The 22,444-nt window shown below is 64.9% G+C and carries 22 protein-coding genes; 9 read left to right on the top strand and 13 right to left on the bottom strand.

Features of this window, described 5'->3' with window-relative positions:
* Positions 1–167: 167 nt before the first annotated feature.
* Complete coding sequence (locus ACVOKO_RS05980; RefSeq protein ID WP_346498030.1) at positions 168–1,637, bottom strand: carbohydrate porin; 1,470 nt, start codon at positions 1,635–1,637, stop codon at positions 168–170.
* 400 nt (positions 1,638–2,037) lie between these two features.
* Here ACVOKO_RS05980 and ACVOKO_RS05975 point away from each other — a divergent pair, with 400 nt between their 5' ends.
* Complete coding sequence (locus tag ACVOKO_RS05975; protein ID WP_346498029.1) at positions 2,038–2,721, top strand: TetR family transcriptional regulator; 684 nt, start codon at positions 2,038–2,040, stop codon at positions 2,719–2,721.
* A gap of 15 nt (positions 2,722–2,736) precedes the next feature.
* Here ACVOKO_RS05975 and ACVOKO_RS05970 read toward each other — a convergent pair whose 3' ends face one another.
* The gene (locus ACVOKO_RS05970; RefSeq protein ID WP_346498028.1) at positions 2,737–3,189 is read right to left on the bottom strand and encodes a nucleoside deaminase; all 453 of its coding nucleotides are present in this window, start codon (positions 3,187–3,189) and stop codon (positions 2,737–2,739) included.
* 62 nt (positions 3,190–3,251) lie between these two features.
* Positions 3,252–4,397, bottom strand: coding sequence for an RNA polymerase-binding protein DksA (dksA, locus tag ACVOKO_RS05965; RefSeq protein ID WP_346498027.1), 1,146 nt, complete (start codon positions 4,395–4,397; stop codon positions 3,252–3,254).
* 259 nt (positions 4,398–4,656) lie between these two features.
* On the opposite strand from dksA, the gene yidD reads away from it, so the two are divergent.
* From yidD to ACVOKO_RS05950, 3 genes are read left to right on the top strand one after another with little or no spacing between them, the layout of a single operon-like run.
* Positions 4,657–4,929 (top strand): membrane protein insertion efficiency factor YidD, encoded by a 273-nt coding sequence (yidD, locus tag ACVOKO_RS05960; protein WP_346498026.1) that lies wholly within the window; start codon positions 4,657–4,659, stop codon positions 4,927–4,929.
* Between the two features lies 1 nt (position 4,930).
* Positions 4,931–6,277, top strand: coding sequence for a dihydroorotase (locus tag ACVOKO_RS05955; protein WP_346498025.1), 1,347 nt, complete (start codon positions 4,931–4,933; stop codon positions 6,275–6,277).
* Complete coding sequence (locus tag ACVOKO_RS05950) at positions 6,277–7,128, top strand: M23 family metallopeptidase (RefSeq protein ID WP_346498024.1); 852 nt, start codon at positions 6,277–6,279, stop codon at positions 7,126–7,128. Before ACVOKO_RS05955 ends, ACVOKO_RS05950 begins: the two co-directional genes overlap by 1 nt.
* A gap of 367 nt (positions 7,129–7,495) precedes the next feature.
* Here the strand turns inward: ACVOKO_RS05950 and ACVOKO_RS05945 are convergent, their stop codons facing one another.
* The 5 genes from ACVOKO_RS05945 to efp form a co-directional block, all read right to left on the bottom strand.
* Complete coding sequence (locus tag ACVOKO_RS05945; protein ID WP_346498023.1) at positions 7,496–8,227, bottom strand: isoprenoid biosynthesis enzyme family protein; 732 nt, start codon at positions 8,225–8,227, stop codon at positions 7,496–7,498.
* Entirely contained in the window at positions 8,197–8,886 is a 690-nt protein-coding gene (locus ACVOKO_RS05940) for a phosphoglycolate phosphatase (RefSeq protein ID WP_346498022.1), read from the bottom strand. Before ACVOKO_RS05940 ends, ACVOKO_RS05945 begins: the two co-directional genes overlap by 31 nt.
* Positions 8,883–9,605, bottom strand: coding sequence for a bifunctional 2-polyprenyl-6-hydroxyphenol methylase/3-demethylubiquinol 3-O-methyltransferase UbiG (ubiG, locus tag ACVOKO_RS05935; protein ID WP_346498021.1), 723 nt, complete (start codon positions 9,603–9,605; stop codon positions 8,883–8,885). Before ubiG ends, ACVOKO_RS05940 begins: the two co-directional genes overlap by 4 nt.
* 44 nt (positions 9,606–9,649) lie before the next feature.
* Complete coding sequence (locus ACVOKO_RS05930) at positions 9,650–10,987, bottom strand: TRZ/ATZ family hydrolase (protein ID WP_346498020.1); 1,338 nt, start codon at positions 10,985–10,987, stop codon at positions 9,650–9,652.
* A gap of 234 nt (positions 10,988–11,221) precedes the next feature.
* On the bottom strand, positions 11,222–11,788 hold the full coding sequence (gene efp, locus ACVOKO_RS05925) for an elongation factor P (protein ID WP_346498019.1): 567 nt from the start codon (positions 11,786–11,788) through the stop codon (positions 11,222–11,224).
* Positions 11,789–11,888: 100 nt separating this feature from the next.
* On the opposite strand from efp, the gene epmB reads away from it, so the two are divergent.
* Complete coding sequence (gene epmB / locus ACVOKO_RS05920; RefSeq protein WP_346498018.1) at positions 11,889–12,917, top strand: EF-P beta-lysylation protein EpmB; 1,029 nt, start codon at positions 11,889–11,891, stop codon at positions 12,915–12,917.
* 15 nt (positions 12,918–12,932) lie between these two features.
* Here epmB and ACVOKO_RS05915 read toward each other — a convergent pair whose 3' ends face one another.
* The 3 genes from ACVOKO_RS05915 to ACVOKO_RS05905 are packed head-to-tail and all read right to left on the bottom strand — an operon-like array spanning position 12,933 to position 16,822.
* Positions 12,933–15,080: a putative bifunctional diguanylate cyclase/phosphodiesterase gene (locus ACVOKO_RS05915; RefSeq protein WP_346498017.1), complete on the bottom strand. Its 2,148-nt coding sequence runs from the start codon at positions 15,078–15,080 to the stop codon at positions 12,933–12,935.
* Positions 15,077–15,994, bottom strand: a complete 918-nt coding sequence (locus ACVOKO_RS05910) for a phosphate/phosphite/phosphonate ABC transporter substrate-binding protein (protein ID WP_430980722.1) — start codon at positions 15,992–15,994, stop codon at positions 15,077–15,079. The genes ACVOKO_RS05915 and ACVOKO_RS05910 overlap by 4 nt, the downstream gene beginning before the upstream one ends.
* 60 nt (positions 15,995–16,054) lie before the next feature.
* Entirely contained in the window at positions 16,055–16,822 is a 768-nt protein-coding gene (locus ACVOKO_RS05905; protein ID WP_346498016.1) for an RNA methyltransferase, read from the bottom strand.
* Positions 16,823–16,941: 119 nt separating this feature from the next.
* Between ACVOKO_RS05905 and ACVOKO_RS05900 the strand changes: the two genes are divergently transcribed.
* Positions 16,942–17,769: an inositol monophosphatase family protein gene (locus tag ACVOKO_RS05900; protein ID WP_057626195.1), complete on the top strand. Its 828-nt coding sequence runs from the start codon at positions 16,942–16,944 to the stop codon at positions 17,767–17,769.
* A 192-nt stretch (positions 17,770–17,961) separates the two neighbouring features.
* On the opposite strand, the gene ACVOKO_RS05895 is transcribed toward ACVOKO_RS05900, so the two are convergent.
* Together ACVOKO_RS05895 and htpX are read right to left on the bottom strand one after the other, a co-directional pair.
* On the bottom strand, positions 17,962–18,774 hold the full coding sequence (locus tag ACVOKO_RS05895) for a hypothetical protein (RefSeq protein WP_346498015.1): 813 nt from the start codon (positions 18,772–18,774) through the stop codon (positions 17,962–17,964).
* A 219-nt stretch (positions 18,775–18,993) separates the two neighbouring features.
* On the bottom strand, positions 18,994–19,860 hold the full coding sequence (gene htpX / locus ACVOKO_RS05890) for a protease HtpX (RefSeq protein WP_346498014.1): 867 nt from the start codon (positions 19,858–19,860) through the stop codon (positions 18,994–18,996).
* 92 nt (positions 19,861–19,952) lie between these two features.
* Here htpX and gluQRS point away from each other — a divergent pair, with 92 nt between their 5' ends.
* From gluQRS to phaR, 3 genes are all read left to right on the top strand, one after another.
* Positions 19,953–20,840, top strand: a complete 888-nt coding sequence (gene gluQRS / locus ACVOKO_RS05885) for a tRNA glutamyl-Q(34) synthetase GluQRS (protein ID WP_346498013.1) — start codon at positions 19,953–19,955, stop codon at positions 20,838–20,840.
* Positions 20,841–20,894: 54 nt separating this feature from the next.
* Positions 20,895–21,635 (top strand): beta-ketoacyl-ACP reductase, encoded by a 741-nt coding sequence (gene phbB, locus ACVOKO_RS05880; protein ID WP_346498012.1) that lies wholly within the window; start codon positions 20,895–20,897, stop codon positions 21,633–21,635.
* A gap of 146 nt (positions 21,636–21,781) precedes the next feature.
* The gene (gene phaR, locus ACVOKO_RS05875) at positions 21,782–22,312 is read left to right on the top strand and encodes a polyhydroxyalkanoate synthesis repressor PhaR (RefSeq protein WP_346498011.1); all 531 of its coding nucleotides are present in this window, start codon (positions 21,782–21,784) and stop codon (positions 22,310–22,312) included.
* Positions 22,313–22,444 lie beyond the last annotated feature (132 nt).

The following is a 22,444-nucleotide window of genomic DNA, read 5'->3' as shown; positions in this document are numbered from 1 at the left end:
GGCGCCGACGCAGTCGCGGGGCGCAGCTTGTGTGAAAGTTGCGATGGGTTTGCCGGGCGCGCGATTGCCTGCGCACCGCAACCGCGGGGCCAGCAATGACCGCCGGTTCAGTGGCGACTGTCTGCCGAGGTGCCAATGCCACGGCCAATGCAATCGCCGCGGCCGGTTCAGAACGAGAACGTCAATTGGCTTTGCAGGTTCATCGCGTCCGGGTGCTGCTGGGTGATCACCGGGTTGCGCGTATAGCTCAGGGTATTGACCCAGTAGATGCCGCGCGCCGCACGCAACGCATACGACAGCGAGCTACTGGAACTGAAACGCACCGGGTCCATGCCCAAGCTGCGCAGGTAGTTCACCGCGTCCTTGCTGACCTCGTTGCGGGTATAGCCGATGGACACCATGTCACCCGGGCGCGAGGCAAACGGCGCCAGGCTGTACAGCGTCAGCGCATAGTCGGAACTGAAAATGTTGTGCTCCGGCGCCGCGTAATTGCCTTTCACGTTGAAGTACCAGCCGCGGTAGGGCATTGACTTGTCGGGCTGGGTGAACTGGTAATCGGCGATCAGGTAGTAGGCGTGGTTCTGGCCTTTCTGCGCGGGCTTGCTGAAATCGTTGTACCGCGTGCGGTTGTACAGGCTGCCCTGGCGGATCCAGGTCATGCGGGTATCGGCGCTGGACGCCACCCGGTAGCCGATTTCATTGACGTAGATCGGCTTTGCACCGTCCACGCTCCACTTCAAGCCTGACGGGTTTTCCTTGCTGTCAGCCAGAAACCCGTCCGGGCTCTGCGAGCGCGCCACACCGAAGTGGTCGTAGAAGCGGCCATCCTTGGAATACAGGCGGATGTCGAAGCCGGGCACCGGCTTGAACGCCGCCATGCCGGCCAGGTTGGGGATGATGCTGGTCGGGCCCAGCGCCGAGGACGCCGTACTGGCACCCAGGAACAGACCAACGAACTGACCCAGCATGCCGTAGTAGCCGTATTGAATACGCACCCGGCCCTTGGCGAACTCCTGCTGCACCGACAGCTGCGCCACCGACAGATCATCATTCAGGCCGGAATCGCGATAGACGGTACGCCAGCTATTGGCTTCGAAGGTCAGCTGTGAGCGGTCCCACCACCAGCCCAGTCGCGACAGATCGTAGGTGGTGATGGTCACCAGGGTGCCGCTGAAGCTCGGCCGCTGGCCGTTGTACATCTGTGGGCGGGCTTCCTGGCCACGCAGATCGTAGGTTTCCGATGCACTGTAGAAACCCATGAACATCCAACCCTTGTCGTAGAGCTTGGGCCGCAGGCCCAGCAGCGTCGGCGACAGGGTTTCGCAGGTGGTGATGATGGGCGATTCGGAACCGCGGCTGACGAATTCGTCGTAGTTGTGGCAGGTCGGTTGTGCCGGCGTTTGCTGGCCGACGTCGGGTAGCGCCTGTTTGGCCGCATCGACGGTAGCGGCTCCCTCTAGGGCTGCAGCGGTGACCACCTCACCCTGCTGCCCTGCATCGCGTGTTTCGCCGGCCTCCACAGTGGCGGACGCCTCGACGGCTTCTGCACTGGCCGATGTCGCGAAAAAGCCCAGGCAGCTGCCCAACACCATCGCGTTGATGACGGTGCAGCGCCTGCCTTTACAGCACTTCTTCATTGTCTTGCCCTCCCAGATTGATGGAGAGAGGCCGATGCCAGCGCAGCCACCGCCCGCTCACATACCGCTTACGCGCGATCACCCAAGTGATCACCCCGCTATTGCCTCCTGCCGCCCCCTTTGTGCTTGCTTGTCCTTCGTTCGCAGGCCTGCCAGTTGCGTCGGTCGGCACGGCCGGCGATGCAGTGGTCGGGTGGGCAAGACGCCTGCGCGATGCCCTTCATGCTCATTCGCAGGCAGGCGATCAGTTGGCTGGCTGGCAATCCGCCAGCAGCCGATCCGGTGACGCGGCCGCAGTAAACCTAGCTGTTGGTAGGTTTGTCAAAAACTGTGACAGGGGTACAGCTTTGTGGCTTGCAGCAAACGACGCAGGCGCGCTTACACTGCGCAGCAACCGCCCTTGCGAGCCACGCTTTTGGCCACCCCGCTACCCACGTCATCGCGCACTACGCAGGCACGCCGACGCTCGCCGAAGGGCGACAGGCGGCGCCAACAGATCCTGGACGCGGCAATGCAGGTATTCGCGCGCGACGGCTACAGCAATGCATCCATCGGCGAAGTGGCCGCCCAGGTCGGGCTGACCTTGCCAGGCCTGCTGCATTACTTCCCCAGCAAGACCGACATGCTGCTGGCGGTGCTGGACATGCGCGATCAACGCAGCCCACGGCTGCCCGGCCTCACGCAGGGCCTGACATTGGAGCAAGCGGCTGCCGGGCCGCCGCTGCCGTGGCCGGTGCTGCTGGAACAGCTGCGCGTGGTGAACCGCGCCAACACCTCGATCCCCGGCGTCATCAAGGCATTTTCGCTGCTCAACGCTGAAAGCCTGAGCCAAGACCACCCCGCCCAAGCCTGGTTCCATCAACGCGCCGCGCTGATGCTGGAGCTGATCACGCGCAGCGTGCGGCATGCCCAGCAGGCCGGCGATATCCTCGCCACCGTCGATCCCGCGCAGATTGCCGCCGAGCTGGTGTCGATGATGGACGGCCTGCAACTGCTATGGCTGCGGCACCCGGACAAGGCGGACCTGGGTGAGCATTTTGAGCGCTACGTGGAGCGCCTGCAGCGCGCCATCGCGGCGCACTGAACAACCCGTCTCGCGCTACTGCGCTGCAGCCCATTCGGCATACAGCCCCCGCTCGTCCTGCGGACGCAGCTGCTGCAGACCGGACCCGGGCGCCTGCGGCCCCTGCGCCAGGCGCTGATACACCGCAGCGGTGGAAAGCCCATAGGCCTGCCCTTCCTCGTTGCCATAGGCAAACCAGGCCTGCTCGATGCCGCTGAGATACATCGCAGCCAGGCACATTGGACAGGGATGGCCGCTGGCATAGATCACGCAACCCTGCAGACGCGGGCTGGCCAACGCGGCGCTGGCCAGGCGTATGGCGCGCATCTCGGCGTGATCGGTAGGGTCATGGCTGGCGTGGATGCTGTTGGCCGCTTCGGCAAGCACCTGTCCGTCCTTGACCAGCACGGCGCCGAACGGACGCCCGCCGGCGGCGATGTTGTCGCGGGCCAGGGCCAGCGCGCGACGCATATGGGTTTCTAAGGACATGGTTTTCTCCCAAAAAGAAAACCCCGCCGCAGCGGGGTTTTCGGGTACAGCAAACGCGTAGATCAGTCGCCCTGCTGCTTCTGCAGGTGCTCCCAACGCTCCTGCGCATCAATCGTGCGCTCGGCGGTGAGACGGGCTTCCAGGCGATCCAGACCAATGTCTTCGCCGGTATCGACGCAGAAGCCATAATCACCGGCTTCCAGACGCTTGAGCGTGCTGTCGATCTTGCCGATCAGCTTGCGGTAGCGGTCGCGGGTACGCAGTTCCAGCGAGTTCTCAGTCTCGCGGGTGGCACGCTCGGCTTCATCGCCGATGTCACGCACTTCGTCGCGCAGGTTTTCGATGGTCTGCTTCGATTCCTCGACCAGGTCCGCACGCCAGTTCAACAGGCGCTGGCGGAAATACTCCTGCTGCAGCGTGCTCATGTACTCCTCATCTGCACTGGGCTTGTAGCCGGCGGGCAGGATCGGACGGCCGGTGGCCTCATCGGTGTCGTATTCGACAACCTTGTACTTGCTGCGCGGTGCCGGAGCGGTCGAACGCGCGGTTACAGCAACTGCAACCTTGCCCACTGGACGGACGGCGACAGGAGCGGTGGATTTGACGGGAGTTTTGACGTTGGATTTCGAAACAGGCACGGGATTCTTGGATTGCGGGGCCTTGGCCGTTGGGGCCGGCTTGGCAGCGGCCGGCACAGGTGCCGGAGCTGGGGCCGTCTTGGCGACTTCGACCGGGACAGACTTGGCCGCCGCCGGCTTTGCAGCTGGCTTCGGTACGGACTTGACCACGGGTTTTGCAGGAGTCTTGAGCGTTTTGGTGGCTACAGGTTCGGCCACCTTCTTGACGACAGGCTTGGCAACGGGCTTGGTGGCCTTGGCAACCGGCGCAGCTGCTTTCTTGGCAACTGGCGCGGCAACCGGCTTGGTCACCTTTTTGACCGCGGCCTTGTTGGCAGGAGGGGCGGCCTTTTTAGCGACTACCGTCTTAACCGCAGCCTTCTTGGCTACGGGCTTGCTGGTAGCAGCCGCCTTCTTGACTGGCGTTTTCTTGGCAACCGCCTTGGTGGCGGGCGCCTTCTTCGCTGCCGGCTTGGCAGCCTTGGCGACCGGCTTGCTTGCAACCGGCTTGGACGCCGCCTTCTTGACTACAGGTTTGGCGGTTTTCTTGGCGACCTTGACGGCCTTTTTTGCAGGTTTTTTAGCAGCCACGAAACGCTCTTCCTTGTTTCCCCCGGGGCCCGGGAAAGCGGGCCTTTATAGCCTACCCGACCAGCAGCAGCAACCGCGCCGGGCACCGTATGTGAACGGATGCCCGACCCGTGCAGTACCGGTCCGGTGGCGTCACCGGACCGTTTCGCGCAGTTCGGAACGTAACCAGGCGCGCCATCGCCCCTGGCTGGCGGCGGAAAGCACGTAGTCTTTACCGGCGCCATCCCGCATCCTGCGACAAATCCTGCTCGCTTGCCAAGTGGCTTATCATTTACCGGTGATCGGCCGCCTCCTCATTGCCGTACTGCGCTCCTACAAGCGCTTCATCAGCCCCCTGCTCGGGCCGCGCTGTCGTTTCTATCCCAGTTGCTCGGAATACTCCATGGACGCGATCCGTATACACGGGCCGCTACGGGGGTGTTGGCTTACCCTGCGCCGACTGGGGCGTTGCCACCCGTTCCACCCGGGCGGGCTGGATCCGGTCCCGGAGCGCGCCGATTCCCCTTCTTGCCGCTGTACAGGAAAACACTGACATGTCATCCACGCTTATCCGCAATGCCCGCATGGTCAACGAAGGCCGCACCTTCGACGGTGACCTGCGCATCGAAAACGACCGTATCGCGCAGATCGGCAGCGGCCTGACCCCGCGCGAAGGCGAGCAGGTGGTGGACGCGGCCGGGCGCTGGCTGCTGCCGGGGATGATCGACGACCAGGTTCACTTCCGCGAGCCGGGCCTGACCCACAAGGGTGACATCGCCAGCGAGTCGGCAGCAGCGGTTGCCGGTGGCCTGACCAGCTTCATGGACATGCCCAACACCAACCCGCCGACCCTGGATTCGACCATCCTGGAAGCCAAGTACGAACTGGCCAAGGGCCGCGCCTGGGCCAACTACGGTTTCTACCACGGCGCCAGCAACGACAACCTGGAAGCCATCCGCGTGCTCGACCCGAAGAAGGCGCCGGGCGTGAAGGTGTTCATGGGCGCATCCACCGGCAACATGCTGGTCGACAACCCGGAAACCCTGGACGCGATCTTCCGCGAATGCCCCACGCCGATCATCACGCATTGCGAAGACACGCCGATGATCGACGCCAACCTGAAGGCCTTCCAGGAAAAGTACGGCGACGCGCTGACCCCGGACATGCACCCGGACATCCGCTCGCGCGAAGCCTGCATCAAGTCCACCCGCCTGGCGATGTCGCTGGCACGCAAGCACGGCACCCGCCTGCACGTGCTGCACATCTCCACCGCCGATGAGCTGGCGCTGTTCGAGAAAGGCCCACTGATCCGCGCCGACGGCAGCCGCAAGCAGATCACCGCCGAGACCTGCGTGCACTTCCTGCATTTCGCGCGCCCGGACTATGCGACCAAGGGCAACCTGATCAAGTGCAACCCGGCGATCAAGGAAGTGTCCGACCGCGAGGCGATCACCGCCGCGCTGGCCGATGACGTGCTCGACGTACTCGCCACCGACCACGCCCCGCACACCTGGGAAGAGAAGCAGAAGCCCTACGCGCAGGCACCGTCCGGCCTGCCACTGGTGCAGTACGCACTGGTCGCGGTGCTGGAACGCGTGCACGAAGGCAAGCTGACCCGCGAACAGGTGGTGCAGAAATTCGCCCATGCCCCGGCGCAGCTGTTCGACGTGGAAGAACGCGGCTTCCTGCGTGAGGGTTACTTCGCTGACCTGGTACTGGTCGAGGACGTACCGTTCACGGTCAAGCGCGAGGACGTGCTGTCCAAGTGCGGCTGGTCCCCGTTTGAAGGCACCACCTTCCAGTCGCGCATCGCCTCCACCTGGGTGAACGGCCAGCAGGTATGGGACGGCAGCAAGCTGGTCGGCGCACCGGCCGGCCAGCGCATGACCTACGACCGCTGATGCGTGCTGTCTTGATGATGGGCGCGCTGCTGCTGGCAGCGCCGCTGTTGCCTGCGCCCAGCGCGCAGGCCCAGGACGGCATCGGCAACCTGCTCGACAACCGCGTCGTATTCCCCGCCAGCACCTCGCAGGGCGCCTTGGTAATCGGCAAGGTGCCGGCCGGCAGCTCGGTCCGCTACGGCGGTCGCGAGCTGCGGGTGAGCGGCTATGGCAGCGTGGTGTTCGGCATCGGTCGCGACGAAAAGGGCCCGCTGCAGGTACAGGTACAGCGCCCGGATGGCGGCAGCGAAACCGTGTCGATCACGGTGAGCCCGCGTGACTGGCCGGTGGAACGCGTCAACGGCGTGCCGCCGAAGACGGTGAATCCGCCACCGGCAATTGCCGAGCGCATCGCCCGCGAACAGGCGTTGGTGACCGAATCGCGCAAGCGTGACGACAACCGCACCGACTTCACCCAGACCTTCATCTGGCCGGTGCAGGGCCGCATCAGCGGCCGCTTCGGCAATGCCCGCGTCTACAACGGGCAACCGGGCAGCGGCCACTCCGGCATGGATATCGCCGTACCCACCGGCACCCCGGTGAAAGCGCCGGCGGCAGGCATCGTCACCTTCGCCAACCCCGACCTGTACCTCACCGGCGGCACCTTGGTACTGGACCATGGCTTTGGTATCAGCTCCAACTTCCTGCACCTGTCGCGGATCGACGTGAAGGTTGGTGACAGGATCGAGCAAGGGCAGAACATCGCCGCGGTGGGTGCAACCGGCCGAGCGACCGGCCCGCACCTGCACTGGGGCATGAACTGGTTCGACACCCGCATCGACCCGCTGCTGGTGCTGGAACGCGGCAAATAAAGCCAACGAACGGTAACGCCGAACCATGCTCGGCAGAAGCTTCACCTGTAGTGCCGAGCCATGCTCGGCAAGGGCTTCACCGGTAGAGCCTCAGCCGAGCATGGCTCGGCTCTACAAGGGCATTCCCAGCACTGCTTGTGGGAGCGGCGTAAGCCGCGAAGCTCATGGATCAACAGCACAAAGCACCCCTCCCCAGCCCTCCCCTACGCCTTCGGCGCAAGGGAGGGAGCGCAGTGCCGAGCATGGCTCGGCAAGAGCTCCACCTGTAGTGCCGAGCCATGCTCGGCAGGAGTTTCACCGGTAGCGCCTCAGCCGAGCATGGCTCGGCTCTACAGGAGCAGCGTAAGCCGCCTAGCTCGCGGACTACTCAGCCCCGCGCAGCCCACCAGCTGCGCCACAGCAGGCCTGCCGGGCTTGGCTGGTACTCGCCGCCACGAATGCGTGCCTGCTGGCGGCCACGGGCCAGTACCGCATAGACCCGGCGCGGACGGGGCCCGGCCACGCGCGAGGGCCAGCCTGCCTGCAGCGCCTTGTCCCATTCCATTTCATTGCTGAAGGACTGCGGCAGTGCGGCCGCTTGTTCCTGCACGCGCAGGGCCAGCATCTGCGTGACCACCGCCTCGGCAGCTGCCGGCGACGGCTTGCTATTGAACATCGCCGCCTCCACCGCTGCCACCGCAGCGGCGTACTGCGCCAATGCCTTGCGTGCCTGCGCTGCATCCGCAGGACGATCGCGCGCGTCGATCAGCCCAGGCAGCGCGTCGGCCAACTGTGGCCATGGCGCACGTACCGGCTCCAGCACACGCCCCAGCGGATGCCGCGAGCGCTGCGCGTCCCAGCTGCGCAGTTCCTCGCCCCACCACGCCAACTTGGCGTCCTGCGGCGTGGTGTCGCCGCTGGCATTGAGCATGTCGTCAAATTCCTGCAGCAGCGCAAACCACGCCACGCTGCGGTCACGATCGGCCTCGTCGACAAAACGCTCCACGAAGGCCCATTCCGGCCACCGCTCACGCCACTTGTCCAGGAAGCTGTCCAGCGCACTGCTCACATCAAACCTCGTTGTTTCGATCAGGCCGAAGCCGGTTGGGTAGCTGGCCATGCGGCTGGCTGCCAGAGTTCGCTCGGTTGCCCGCACAGGCTGTCCGCCTGCCAGGCCTGCGGGTCGTCAGCGTCCAGACGATAGCCCCACAGTGCTGCCACCGACGGCATGCCGGCAGCGCGCGCGGCGATGATGTCGCGCTCGTCGTCGCCGACATAAACGCAGGCGCTGGCTGCGGTATTGATACGCTGCGCAGCCACTTCAAGCGGCAGCGGGTGCGGCTTGCGCTCGGCCAGGGTGTCGCCGCCGATCAGCACCGCGCAACGCTGTTGCCAGCCCTGTTGCGGCAGGATCAGGCGCGCCAGGTATTCGGGCTTGTTGGTGACGATGCCCCAGGTGGTACCGGCCTGCTCCAGCGCCTGCAGCATCGTCTCGATGCCATCGAACAACTGCGCGTACTGGCCGATCAGCGCTTCGTAGATCTCAAGGAATTCCGGCACCAGCGCATGCCGCTCGGCATCGCCCATCTGCGGGAATGCAACCGCCAACATCGCGCGCGCGCCCTTGGACACCGCCGGCCGCAATTGCTCCAGGCTCACCTCGGCCATGCCGCGCGCCTGCAGCATGCGATTGGCGGTGGCGACGAAGTCCGGCGCACTGTCCAGCAAGGTGCCATCCAGATCGAACAGCACCGCTGCAGGGAAAGCGGCGGCGGTCATGCCTGTTCCGGCTTGACCGCGTAGGCCAGGTAGTTGATGTCGGTGCGGCTGCTCAGCCGGGCGTGGTTACGCCACGGCTCGTAGGCCATGCCGGTGACGTCCTGCAAGGACAGATCGGCAGCCCGCAGCCATGCACCCAACTCGGCCGGCTTGATGAATTCCTGGTAGTGATGCGTGCCCTTGGGCAGCAGCCGGGCGATGTATTCGGCGCCGACAATGGCTACCGCAAACGCCGCCGGTGTACGGTTGATGGTGGACAGGAACAGCTTGCCACCCGGCCGCAACAGACGATGGCAGGCGGCGATGATCGCGCCTGGGTCCGGCACGTGCTCCAGCATTTCCATGCAGGTCACCACGTCGAAACTGCCGGCCTGTTCTTCGGCCAGGTCTTCAGCCGCCTGTACCCGGTAATCCACCGTGACGCCCGATTCCAACCCGTGCAGACGAGCGACTTTCACCAGCTCCGGTGCCAAGTCGATGGCGGTCACCTGCGCGCCTTCTTTGGCCAGCGCTTCACTGAGCAGGCCGCCGCCGCAGCCGATGTCCACGACCTTGGCGCCGCGCAGGGTCGCGCGTTCGGCCACGTACTTCAGGCGCACCGGGTTCAGCGCGTGCAGCGGCTTCTGCGGACCGTCGGCGTCCCACCAGCGGGTGGCCAGCGCGGCGAACTTGTCCAGTTCTGCCTGATCGAAATTGGTGGAGGTGGAAGCTGCGCTCATATCGGTTTCCTCTTGCGGCCGCCGTGCGGCGACCGGGTGCGCGGTCAGGCGCGGATGGTACGGATGCGGTCGCGCCACTGGCGCGCATTGGCAGTGATCGCGGCAATGTCCATGTCGACCAGCTGACGCTGGACCAGCTTGGGCTTGCCAGCAATCCACACATCACTGACCTGGTGGCGGCCAGCGGCATAGACCAGCTGCGACAGCACATGATGCAGCGGCTGCGTTTCCAGTGCAGACAGGTCCACGCAGGCCAGATCGGCCTGCTTGCCGACCTCGATCGAGCCGATGCGGTCGCCGAAGCCCAGCGCGCGTGCGCCGCCCAGCGTGGATGCACGCAGCGTGGTGGCCGCGTCCAGGGCGGTGGCGTCATTGGCCACGGCCTTGGCCAGGATGGCGGCGGTGCGGTTCTCGCTGAACATGTCCAGGTCGTTGTTGCTGGCGCAGCCGTCGGTGCCGATGGCCAGGTTGACCCCAGCCTTGACCAGCGCGCAGGCCGGGCAGAAGCCCGAGGCCAGCTTCAGGTTCGACTCCGGGCAATGCACCACGCTGACGCCGCGCTCGGCGCACAGGTGGATCTCGGCCTCGGTGAGCTGGGTCATGTGCACCGCGATCAGGCGGTCATTGACCAGCCCCAGCCGATCCAGCCGCGCCAGCGGTCGCTGGCCGTGCATGGCGATGGAGTCGCTGATTTCCTGTGCGGTTTCATGCGTGTGCAGATGTACCGGGATTTCCAGCTGGTCGGACAGCATCCGCACCCGCTCGAAGTTGGCATCGTTCACCGTATACGGTGCGTGCGGTGCGAACGCGGTGCCGATCAGCGGATCGCCGCGCCAGGCATCGTGCAGCTCGGTGGCGCGGGCGAAGTACTCGTCATCGGTCTTGGCCCAGGCACTGGGGAAATCGATGATCACCGAGCCCACCAACGCGCGGAAGCCGTGCTGCTTGTAGACAGCGGCCTGCACGTCGGCGAAGAAATAGTTTTCGTTGGCGCAGGTGGTACCACCGCGCAGCATCTCGGCAATGGCCAGGGTGGTGCCGTCGGCGACGAACTCCGGCCCGATCACCGCCGCTTCCACCGGCCAGATGTGCTCACGCAGCCAGGTCATCAGTGGCAGATCATCGGCGATGCCGCGCAGCAGCGTCATCGGGTTGTGGGTGTGGGCATTGACCAGGCCGGGGATCAGCGCCGCATCCGGGCGCGAAACAACCTGCTTTGCGCTGAAACGCGCACGGGCCTCGGCGCGCGGCAGCACCGCCACGATCACACCGTTGCTGATCGCCACCGCGTGGTCTTCAAGCACCACCGCATGCGGCTCTACCGGCACTACGTAACCGGCTTCGATCAATAGATCGCACTGCTGGGGTTGGATATCACTCACGCCGGTTCACCTCTGGATCTGTTGCTGTATCCATCCGGCCGAAGCCGGATGCGAAAAAGGCTTCGAGCTCCCCGAAGGTCGCCCGAAGCCCAATGTTACCTGCGCAGCAGTCCCCGCCTTGACGGGGATTGCGGGCCAAGGCAAAGGCTGGAGCCAATGCCAATGCAATCCCAACCTGCGCGGGGATGACGCAATGGCATTGGCGTTTGCGCGTTGCGCAAACACGCCATTACGTCACTTGACGCGCGCTGAGTACTCGCCCGAACGCGTGTCAACACGGATGATTTCATCCTGGTTGACGAACAGCGGCACGCGCACCACCGCGCCGGATTCCAGCGTGGCCGGCTTGCCGCCGCCACCGGAGGTGTCACCGCGCACGCCCGGGTCGGTCTCCACGATCTTCAGCTCGACGAAGTTCGGCGGGGTCACGTCGATCGGCACGCCGTTCCACAGGGTCACCACGCAGGACTCTTCGCCCTTGAGCCACTTCTCGGCGCCATTCATGCCAGCCTTGTCGGCCTGCACCTGCTCGAAGGATTCCGGGTCCATGAAGTGCCAGTACTCGCCGTCGCTGTACATGTAGTTCATGTCGGTATCGACCACATCAGCTGCATCCAGCGTGTCGGTCGACTTCATGGTCACTTCCTGGGTACGGCCGTCCTTGATCAGGCGGTACTTCACGCGGGTGAAGGATTGGCCCTTGCCCGGCTTGACGTACTCGGTGTCGATGATGACCGCCGGGGCGTTATTGACCAGGATCTTCATCCCGTTCTTTACGTCGTTCATGCCGTAACTGGCCATGCTGAAACTCCTGAATTGGCAAAACCGCCGCGTGTTGCGGGCGGCCGGATTAGAATGGAACGCCCGCCATCTGGCAGGCCATCTGTTTTTCTGACCGCCAATGATAACCGCAGCCCCCGCCCTCACTCCAGAAAAAGCCATCCTCACCCTGCCCGACGACCGCTGGCAGGCGCACTGGCGCCAAGCCATCCGCGAGCCGGCCGAGCTGCTGGCGCTGTTGGGGCTGGATGCGCAGGCCATGGGGGTTTCAGCCGCAGCGCTGGCCCAGTTCGCGCTGCGGGTGCCGCGCGGTTTTGTCGCCCGCATGCGCCACGGCGACCCGGCCGATCCGCTGCTGCGGCAGGTGCTGCCAATCAGCGACGAGATGCAGGTGGTCCCCGGGTTCAGCTTTGATGCGGTCGGTGATGGCCAGGCCAAGAAGGCTACCGGGGTGATCCAGAAATACCGCGGCCGCGCCCTGCTGGTGACCACCGGCAGCTGTGCGATCAACTGCCGCTACTGTTTCCGCCGCCACTTCGACTATGCCGGCGAGAATGCGGCCAAGGGCGGTTGGCAGGAGGCGGTGGCGGCAATCGCCGCCGACCCGGACATCGACGAGGTCATCCTGTCCGGCGGTGATCCACTGTCGCTGAGCACCTCCAAGCTGGCCGAGCTGACCGACGCCTTGGCCGCCATCCCCCACATCAAGCGCCTGCGCATCCACAGCCGCCTGCCGGTGGTGCTGCCGGAGCGGGTCGACGATGCCCTGCTGCACTGGCTGCGCAGCCTGCCCTGGCCGGTGGCCTTCGTGCTGCACGCCAACCACGCCAATGAATTCGACAGCCAGGTCGATGCCGCCCTGGCCCGCATCCGTGGCACCGGCGCCCAGCTGCTCAACCAGGCGGTGCTGCTGCGTGGCGTGAATGACGACCTGGACGCGCTGGCCGCACTGAGCGAGCGCAGCTTTGCCGCCGGGGTGATGCCTTATTACCTGTACCAGCTGGACAAGGTGCAGGGCGCGGCCCATTTCGAGGTCAGCGATGCACAGGCGCTGGCCCTGCACGCCGGGCTGATGGCCCGGCTGTCCGGCTATCTGGTGCCCAAGCTGGTGCGCGAGATCGCCGGCGACACCAGCAAGCGGCCGCTCTGAACCGGCGCGGCCGGCTCAGCGCAACGCCGCCATGGAACTCCGCTCCAGCAGGCTTACCAGGCCGGGCGCGTCCAGCGGACGGCCAAGCCAGTAGCCCTGCACCAGGTCACAGCCGCGCTGGCTGAGCAGTTCGAACTGCGCCTCCTGCTCCACGCCTTCGGCCACCACCGTGATCCCCAGCGCATGCGCCATGGCGATGATCGCCGTGGTCAGGGCCAGGTCGTCGGCATCACGCTCCATGTCGGCGACAAAGCTGCGGTCGATCTTGACCCCGTCCACCGGCACCTGGCGCAGATGGCTGAGCCCGGAGAACCCGGTACCAAAGTCGTCCAGCCATACCCTCACCCCGGCCCGGTGCAGCTTCTCCAGCAATGACACGGCGAGCATTTCATCGCCGATGACCGCCGTCTCGGTCAGCTCCAGGTGCAACCGCGATGCGGCGAGGCCGGAGCCAAGCAGGCTGCTTTCAACCTCCTGCAGCAGGTTGCCGTTGCGCAGCTGCTTTGGCGAGACGTTGACCGAAATGAACAACTCTTCGCCAATCGCATTGCGCGGCCAGCGTTTTGCCTGCTCGCAGGCCGCCCGCAGCACCCTGGGGCCCAGCACCTGGATCAGGCCGCTCTGCTCGGCCACGTCGATGAACAGGCTCGGCGGAATCGCGCCCAGCACCGGGTGGTCCCAGCGCAGCAGCACTTCGGCGCCACACAGCATGCGGTCACGGGTACGGAAGATGGGCTGGTAGACCAGCCGCAGCTCGTTGCGTTCCCAGGCCCCGCGCAGTTCCTGCTCCAGATGCAGACGCCGCTCCACCGCATGGTCCATCGCCCGGCTGTAGTAGCGGAAACAATTCTTGCCGGCCAGCTTGGCCTGGTACATGGCGATATCGCCATTCTTCAGCAAGGCCGTGGCATCGACCGCGTCCTCCGGGAACAAGGTGATGCCGATCGAGCTGCCAAGAAAGATCTCGCGCTGCTGCACCTGCAGCGGCTTGGCCAGGTCGATCACCAGCCGATCAGCCAACTGCTTGGCGATTTCGGCCGCACTGCGCGCGCCCTGGCCGATCAGAATGACGAACTCATCACCACCAAAGCGGGCCAGCAAAGCGTCATCGCCGCCAATCTCCTCGACTGCAGCTGCAATGTGCTGTGCGAACTGCAGCAGGGCATCGTCACCGGCCTCGTGCCCCAGCGTGTCATTGACCCGCTTGAACTCGTCGATGTCGATGAACAGCAGCGCCAGCCCACGCCCCGCCGCCTGCGCACCCAGCAGGCGGTGATCCAGCGCCTCGCGGAAGGCCAACCGGTTGGTCAGGCCGGTCAAGGCGTCGGTATAGGCCATCTGGCGCACATCACGGTCATGCCGGGCGATGCTGTGGCTCATGCGGTCGAAGGTGCGCAGCAGCTCGCCGACCTCATCGCCGCGCTGCGTGGACTGCGCTTCGATCAGGTAATCGCCGCGCTCGATGCGCCGTGCCGCCGCGCCCAGCCAGCGGATCGGCCGCACCAGGGTGTACTGCACATAGAAGGCCATCACGCAGGCGAAGGCGACCAGCAGCAGCATCAGCCCGATGGCCCAGCCCAGCTCGCGCCGCTGCGACTGCTGCATGCGCTGCTCCAGGGCAGCCATCGACGCGGACTCCTGCGCACGCACCGGCGCCAGGTTCATGCCCACGCGCAGGCCACCCAGGCGCTGTTCGCCGATGGACAGCGGCATGTCGACTTCCAGTATCCCGAGCGACTCCTGCACCTGCGGCTTGCGCGCGGCTACCGCCGCTGCGGCCAGCGGGTCATACATCGGCTGCCCATAACCGGCCACATCGAAGGAGCCGTCATGGATAAGCCGCCCCTCGGTGTCATGCACCAACACGTAGCTGACCGACTTCTGTCGCGCGGTGTTGCGCACCAGCGTGCCAATCGCCGATAGATCAGAGTAGTAGAGAGGATTGACCAGGGTGTCGGCCAGGGCATTGGCCAGCGCCGCGCCGCGCTCGCGCACACCCTGGTCGAAAACCTGGCTGAGTACCTCGTCACTATTGCGCAGCGCCTCGCGCTGGGCCGCAGCCTGCCGCACCAGCATGAAGCTGACGATCAGCAGCACCACCAGCAGCGCCGCACCGCTGGCCAACGCAAAACGCGCCTGCAATCCAAACCGGGGCATTTTCATTCAACCTCCATGCGGATGCGCAGCAGGCCACGGCGCAGGCGCTCGAGCGCGCGCAGGTTGTCCGGGTCCACCACGTGGAAACCGGTGGTGCCGAAAAACCTGGCCAGCGCCGGGCCGGCCACCGGATCGCTGCTGGCCTGCAACAGCACTTGCTGCAGGCGCTCGCGCACCGCCGGATCCAGATCGGCGCGCACCATCTCGACCGCACGCGGGATGGGCTCACTGCGGTACAGCACGCGCATGTCCTGGCGGAATGCCGGCGGCAGGGCGTGGTCATCGTTCCAGTCGATGCTGCTGATCACCCCGCCGTCCACCACGCGCTTGTGCACATAGGTGGAGATGTTCAGTTCCGAGCGCGCAAACACGTAACCCACCGAATCCTCGGCAGGCGTGTCCCGTGGGTCCAGCAGGATTTCCGGCTGCAGGCCGTGGTCCAGCAACTCCATTGCCGGCACCAGGTATGCACTGGTGGACAGCGCACTCTGCAAGGCCAGGCTGCGCCCGCGCAGACCTTCCAGGCTGGTCACCGGGCTGTCGCGGCGGACGAAGAACACACTGTGATAGCTGCCCACGCCGTTGCGCTCGGTCAGCAGCAGCGGCTTTGCGCCCGCCCGCTGGCCCAGCGCCATCGCCGTCCCGGCAGTCTCGGTAACCCAGTCAACCCGGCCGCGCCGCAGATAGCTGCCCATCTGCTGCGCGTCCTTGGCCATCAGGATGCGCCCTTCGACGATCCCGACCCCGCGCATGCGCGGCACCACATAGTCCAGCAGTGGCTTGAGCTGTTCGTAGTGCGCCTTCGGATCATCACTGATCCGCCCCAATACCAGAACCGAACGATCAACCGCCCCGACCACCACGGGCTGCAGCGCAGCCAGTGTCAGTACGGCTCCCCAAAGCCATCGCAAGACACCCAAAACGACACCCCCTAATCCATCCCCACAGATTACCGGAACCAACAAAGCGTGATGAATCTCTCAGTTTTTTGGCTCCATTGCTAGTCGTGCCATGCGCTGGGCATCGGACAGGATGCCACGCATCAACCGCACCTCCTGCTCGGACAGCTCGGCCTTCATGAACAGGCGGCGCAATTTGCGCATCGCCGACTCAGGTGCGCGGCCCTTGTGGAAATCGATCTGTTCCAGGGTGTCGCCAAACTGGCCAAACAGCCCCTCCAGCTGCGCATGGCTGGCCGGCGCCTCGCCATGCCCCAGCTCGGCCGGCGCTGCCGCCGCCACCCCGGCCTGGGCTTCCAGCGCCGCCATGCGCACTTCGTAGGCCAGCACCTGCACCGCGGCGGCGAGATTCAGCGAGCTGAACTCGGGATCGGATGGGATATGCACGGCGGCGTGGCAGAGCTGCAGCTCTTCGTTGCTCAGGCCGGTGCGTTCACGGCCGAACACGAAGGCGACCTCGGCCGGCTCGGCCGCCTTGGCCACCGCCCGCTGGCCCGCCAGCTCAGGCAGCAGCTCTTCCAGCTGCACCCGCCGCGAGCGCGCGGTGCAACCCAATACCAGCCGGCAATCGGCCACGGCTTCGGCAAGGCTCGCCACTACCGGCGCATCGCCGAGCACATCCTCGGCACCGGCCGAGCGGCGGAAAGCGTCCTCGTCCAAGGGTTTTTCCGGCGCCACCAGCACCAGCCGCGCCAGCCCCATGGTCTTCATCGCACGGGCCGCCGCGCCGATGTTGCCGGGGTGCTGAGTGCCAACAAGAACGAATCGAATATGAGCAGAAACAGACATGGCGTTAAAAAATCAGGAGCGAGACAGCTGTAGATGGTAAACTGCGCGGCCGGCCTTTGCGCCGGACTTGCTCTTTTCCCCCGCCAATCCGATCTCTGCCCTCACGGGAGCCTTTAGCCATGCAGAAACCCGCCGTAACCGTCATGGTCAAGGCCGCTCGCCTCGCCGGCAACGTCCTGCTCCGCAACATCAACAAGCTTGAAGCCCTCAACGTGGTACAGAAGGGTCGGATGGATTACGCCAGCGAAGTCGATGCTGATGCGGAAAAAGTCATCGTCAAGGAACTCAAGCGCGCCTACCCGGAATACGGCATCTATGCCGAAGAAGGCGGCCTGCAGGGCGTCAACCGGATGATGTGGGTGATCGACCCGCTCGATGGCACCAGCAACTACCTGCGCGGCTTCCCGCACTACTGCGTCTCCATCGCCCTGGTTGAAAACGGCGAGCCGACCGACGCGGTCATCTTCGATCCACTGCGCAATGAGCTGTTCACTGCCTCCAAGGGCAATGGCGCCGTGCTCAACGACCGCCGCCTGCGCGTGTCTGACCGCAAGGATCTGGAAGGCACGATGATCCACACCGGCTTCGCTCCGCGCGAACGCAGCCGTGCCAGCACCCAGCTCAAGACCGTCGACACCCTGCTGGTGCAGGCTGAAGACGTGCGCCGTACCGGCTCTGCCGCGCTGGACCTGGCCTACGTGGCCTGCGGCCGCGCCGACGCCTATTTCGAAGCAGGCGTGAAGGCTTGGGACATCGCTGCCGGCGTGCTGCTGGTTCGCGAAGCCGGCGGCAAGGTCTGCAACTACCGCGGCGCCCCGCTGGACCGCATGGATTCGCGCGGCCCGGAAACCCAGCAGGTCGTGGCTGGCAACATCAAGGTGTGCGAAGCCCTGCAGAAGGTCATCGTCAACACCGGTTACGCCGCCGAGTTCGATCCGAAGTTCTGATCCAGCTGCCATAAGCTGAGAGTCATCCAGAATCCGATGCCAGAACTGGCATCGGATTTTTTGTGGGCACACATTTTTTTTGTAGGAGCGGCGTAAGCCGCGAAGCGAAAAATCCATCAGACGATGCGGGCAGCCAGTGCTTCATCAGCGCCAGCTTCGCGGCTTACGCCGCTCCTACAAAACGCGGGCCAATCAGCCTACCGCCGGCACAACCACCGCACCGGGCCGTACCTGCCGGCCCCAGCCGAAGCGCGCGGCCAGGTAGATTTCCAGCAACACCAGCGCCATCACGATCAGCAAAGGCAGCAGCAAACCAAAGTAGATACCCGGCATCATCGAGCCAATCTGCGCCTTCAGCAGGCGGATCACGCCCTTGGTGTGCAGCAGCTCACTCATGCGCATGCCCAACGCCTCGCGGAATACGGATTCATCCAGCCCGCTGCGGCCGCCAACCTGCTCCACCAGACTGTCCTCCACCCATTGCAGCATCACCTCGCTGCGCAGGTGCTCGACACCCTTGCGTGCCCAACGCTGGACCAGGCCCTCGCCCTTGAGCACACCGGCGTCGGCCAGGCGGTGCCCGCTCAGATAGGCCTCAACCGCGGCGCGTGCAGCATCGTGCGCGGAAACATCATCGCGCAGCATCGCCTGCAGCTCAGGAGTCTCCAGGGTGTGCTGGAAATCGACCAGCCAATGCTCCATCGCCGCCTGCAGATGCGGCTGGAAGTGATCAATCTGTTTGTACAGCGCGCGCTGGCCGCCAGCGACCAGACCCAACTGCAGGCCAATGAAGGCAAACAACAGCGGCAGTACCACCACGTAACTGGCGATCAACCAGTGATGCCAACGCCGACACCGTGCAAGCCCGCCACGTCGTGCCAGCACGACCCAGACCGCGACGCCGAACGCCAGGCCGAGGATCGCCCCCAACACCGCACCGCCGATCAGATCCAGCAGACTCAGTCCGTTCCAGAACTCGAACGCCCAATACTGTGCATCCTGCACTGCGTACTCCCAGCTTGTTTGCGAGGGCTAGAGGGTAGATACAAACCGGCAAGGGGAGAAGGCCAGCGTCTGGTTTCTACAGACAGCAACTGGCCAATCTGCCAACTGAATGCACACAGCGGCGCAGCAAAGGGCAAAAACAGACAACGCCCCTTGCGGGGCGCTGTTTTCAATCACTGGGCGGGTGCCGGCCTGGCACCCACGCCAACCAGCCCTGACTCAGGCTACCGTCGACGAACGCAGCGCGGCGATGCGTTCTTCCAGCGGCGGATGGCTCAGGAACAGCTTCTTGGCAGCCGACCCGGCAATGCCGAATGCAGCGATCTGGGTCGGCAAGGTGCTCTGGCCGTGGTTGAGCTTCAAGCGCTCCAGTGCCGCGATCATCTTCTGCCGGCCGGCCAGCGAGGCACCGCCTTGATCGGCGCGGAACTCACGACGGCGCGAGAACCACATCGCGATCATGGTCGCGAACAGGCCAAACACCATTTCCAGCACGAACACGATGATGTAGTACGCAAAGCCACGGCCGCCGCCTTCGCGGTTGCCCGACAGCGCACTGTCGATGACGCCACCGACCACGCGCGCCAGCACGATCACGAAGGTGTTCAACACACCCTGCAACAGCGCCATGGTGATCATGTCGCCATTGGCGACGTGGGCGATTTCATGGCCCAGCACCGCCTCGGCTTCATCCTCGCTCATGTTGTGCAGCAGGCCGGTGGAAACCGCCACCAGCGCATTGTTGCGGTTGGCACCGGTGGCGAAGGCGTTGATTTCCGGCGCGTCATAGACCGCTACTTCCGGCATGCCGATGCCGGCCGCCTTGGCCTGGCGGGCAACGGTGTCCAGCAGCCAGCGTTCGGTCTGGTTGCGCGGCTCGGTGATGACGACAGCGCCGGTGCCGCGCTTGGCCATGAACTTGGACAGCAGCAGCGAGATGATCGAGCCACCGAAGCCGAAAATGGCCGCCATGACCAGCAAGCCGCTCATCTGCGAGGAGTTCACGCCCAGGATGGACATGACGACGCTGGCCAGTATCAACACGGCAACGTTGGTCAGAAGAAACAGCCCGATACGGGTAAACATGGGAAACAGATCCATAAGGATTGGAGATACAGGCAATTTGCGGCGCAGACAGCTTGAATTCAAGCATTAATCTGACCGACGATTCAGTTTCAATGCCAGCCATTCATTACCGCGGCCGTTTTGCGCCCTCCCCGACCGGCCCCTTGCATCTGGGCTCCCTGCTGGCCGCCTTCGGCAGCTGGCTGCTGGCCCGCCATGCCGGCGGCCAATGGCTGGTACGAGTGGAAGACGTCGACCCGCCCCGCGAGGTAGCCGGCGCAGTCGAGTCGCAGCTGGCCACGCTGGCCGCGTTCGGCCTGCACTCCGATGCCCCGGTGCAGTACCAGAGCCGGCGCAGCGCGCTGTACCAGGCCGCAATCGACCAGCTGTTGGCGCAGAACAAGGCCTTTGCCTGCCATTGCAGCCGTGCCGATCTGGCCAGCCAGCACGGCATCCACCGCTACTGCGTCGCCAGCCAACAGCGCCCGCAGCCGGCGATCCGCCTGCGCGTGGCCGACGGCAGCCATGTCAGCTTCGACGACGCCCTGCAGGGCCGGCAGCAGCAGGACGTGGACCGCGAAGTCGGCGACGTGGTGCTGCTGCGCGCCGATGGCTGCTGGGCCTACCAGCTGGCTGTCGTGGTGGACGACGCCGAGCAGGGCATCACCGATGTGGTCCGCGGCGCCGACCTGATCGATTCGACCGCGCGGCAGATCCTGCTGCAACGTGCGCTGGGCCTGGCCACCCCGCACTACCTGCACCTGCCACTGCTGCTGGACAGCAGCGGCCAGAAACTTTCCAAGTCCCAGGCGGCCGTGCCCGTGGATGCAGCACGGCCGGTGCCGGTATTGCGCTGGCTGTGGGCGGCGCTAGGCCAGGACCCCGCGCCACTGGAGGCGGCCGCCAGCGTTGCCGAGACCCTGCAGCATGCCGCGGCCAGCTTCAGGCCGGACCGGTTGCAAAAAACCTCGCTGCACGCGCCCATCCAGCCCCCGGGCTGAGCACAGTTTCATTAGAATCATCGGCTCCCCTGCCCTCTGCCTGGAGTTGAGCCCATGACATCGCGCGTCGCACTGGTCACCGGTGGTACCGGCGGCATTGGTACCGCCATCTGCCAACGCCTCGCCGATCAAGGGCACCGGGTCGCCACCAACTACCGCAACGCCGAAAAGGCGAAGCAGTGGCAGCAGACGATGCACGGCAAAGGCTATGACATCGCATTGTTCGAGGGCGACGTATCCAACCCGGACAGCGGCCGCGCCCTGATCCAGGCCACCGAAGCCGAACTGGGGCCGGTGGAGATCCTGGTCAACAATGCCGGTATCACCCGCGACACCACTTTCCACCGGATGAGCCCGGAGCAGTGGCATGAGGTGATCAATACCAACCTCAACTCGGTGTTCAACGTGACCCGCCCGGTGATCGAAGGCATGCGCAAGCGCGGCTGGGGCCGGGTGATCCAGATCAGCTCGATCAACGGCCTCAAGGGCCAGTACGGCCAGGCCAACTACGCCGCCGCCAAGGCCGGCATGCACGGCTTCACCATCTCCCTGGCGCGCGAGAACGCCGGCTTCGGCATCACCGTCAACACCATTTCGCCAGGCTATGTGGCTACCGACATGGTGATGGCCGTGCCCGAGGAAGTGCGCGCCAAGATCATTGCCGATATTCCAACCGGTCGGCTGGGCAAACCGGAGGAGATCGCCTACGCGGTGGCCTTCCTGGTGGCCGAGGAAGCCAGCTGGATCACCGGCTCCAATCTGGACATCAATGGCGGCCACCACATGGGCTGGTGACAAGCGCTGCGATGTTGCAGGGCACAGACCCTCATGCTGCGCAACAAATCCTGCGTTCTCCGATGCTTGCAACCTGTACTAATGGCGGTTGCAAGCCCTGCTGCACTGCGCCATGCTGCGCACCTACCGTGACGAGTGACTGCTTAATGGCTGCGACCCGCATCATCAAGAAGTATCCGAATCGCCGGCTCTACGACACCGAGATTTCCAGCTACATCACCATCGAAGACGTACGCCAGTTGATCCTTGACGGCGAGGACTTCGAGGTCCGCGACGCCAAGAGCGGCGACGACCTGACCCGTTCGGTGCTGCTGCAGATCATCGCGGACAAGGAGCAGGACGGCGAGCCGATGCTGTCGACCCAGTTGTTGAGCCAGTTGATCCGTTTCTACGGTGACTCGTTGCAGGGCTTCATGGGCAATTACCTGGAGCGCAGCATGCAGGTGTTCCTGGACCAGCAGCAGCAGTTCCGCCAGCAGATGGGCAACCTGCTTGGGCAGACCCCGTGGGCGATGATGAACCAGCTCACCGAGCGCAACCTGGAGCTGTGGCAGGAATTCCAGCGCAACATGGGCACCGGCTTTGGCGGCACCCGCCCGCCGGCAGGCACCGGCAGCAAGCCAGCTGATCCGCCGCCGACCAGCCCCCCCGGTGGCAAGACCCGCAGCAGCCGCTGAGGGCAACGAAAAGGCCGACGCAAGCGTCGGCCTTTTGCTTTGTTGGGCAGGCTTTTTTGCTTCCTTTTTTGTGGGAGCGGGGGGAACCGCGAAACGACAACCAAAACAGGGGACGGGAGCGGGGCGGCGGAC

Source organism: Stenotrophomonas sp. STEN240 (genome assembly GCF_056756175.1).
The sequence above is the reverse complement of the archived record's forward strand: the minus strand, read 5'-3'. Positions and strand labels throughout refer to the sequence as shown.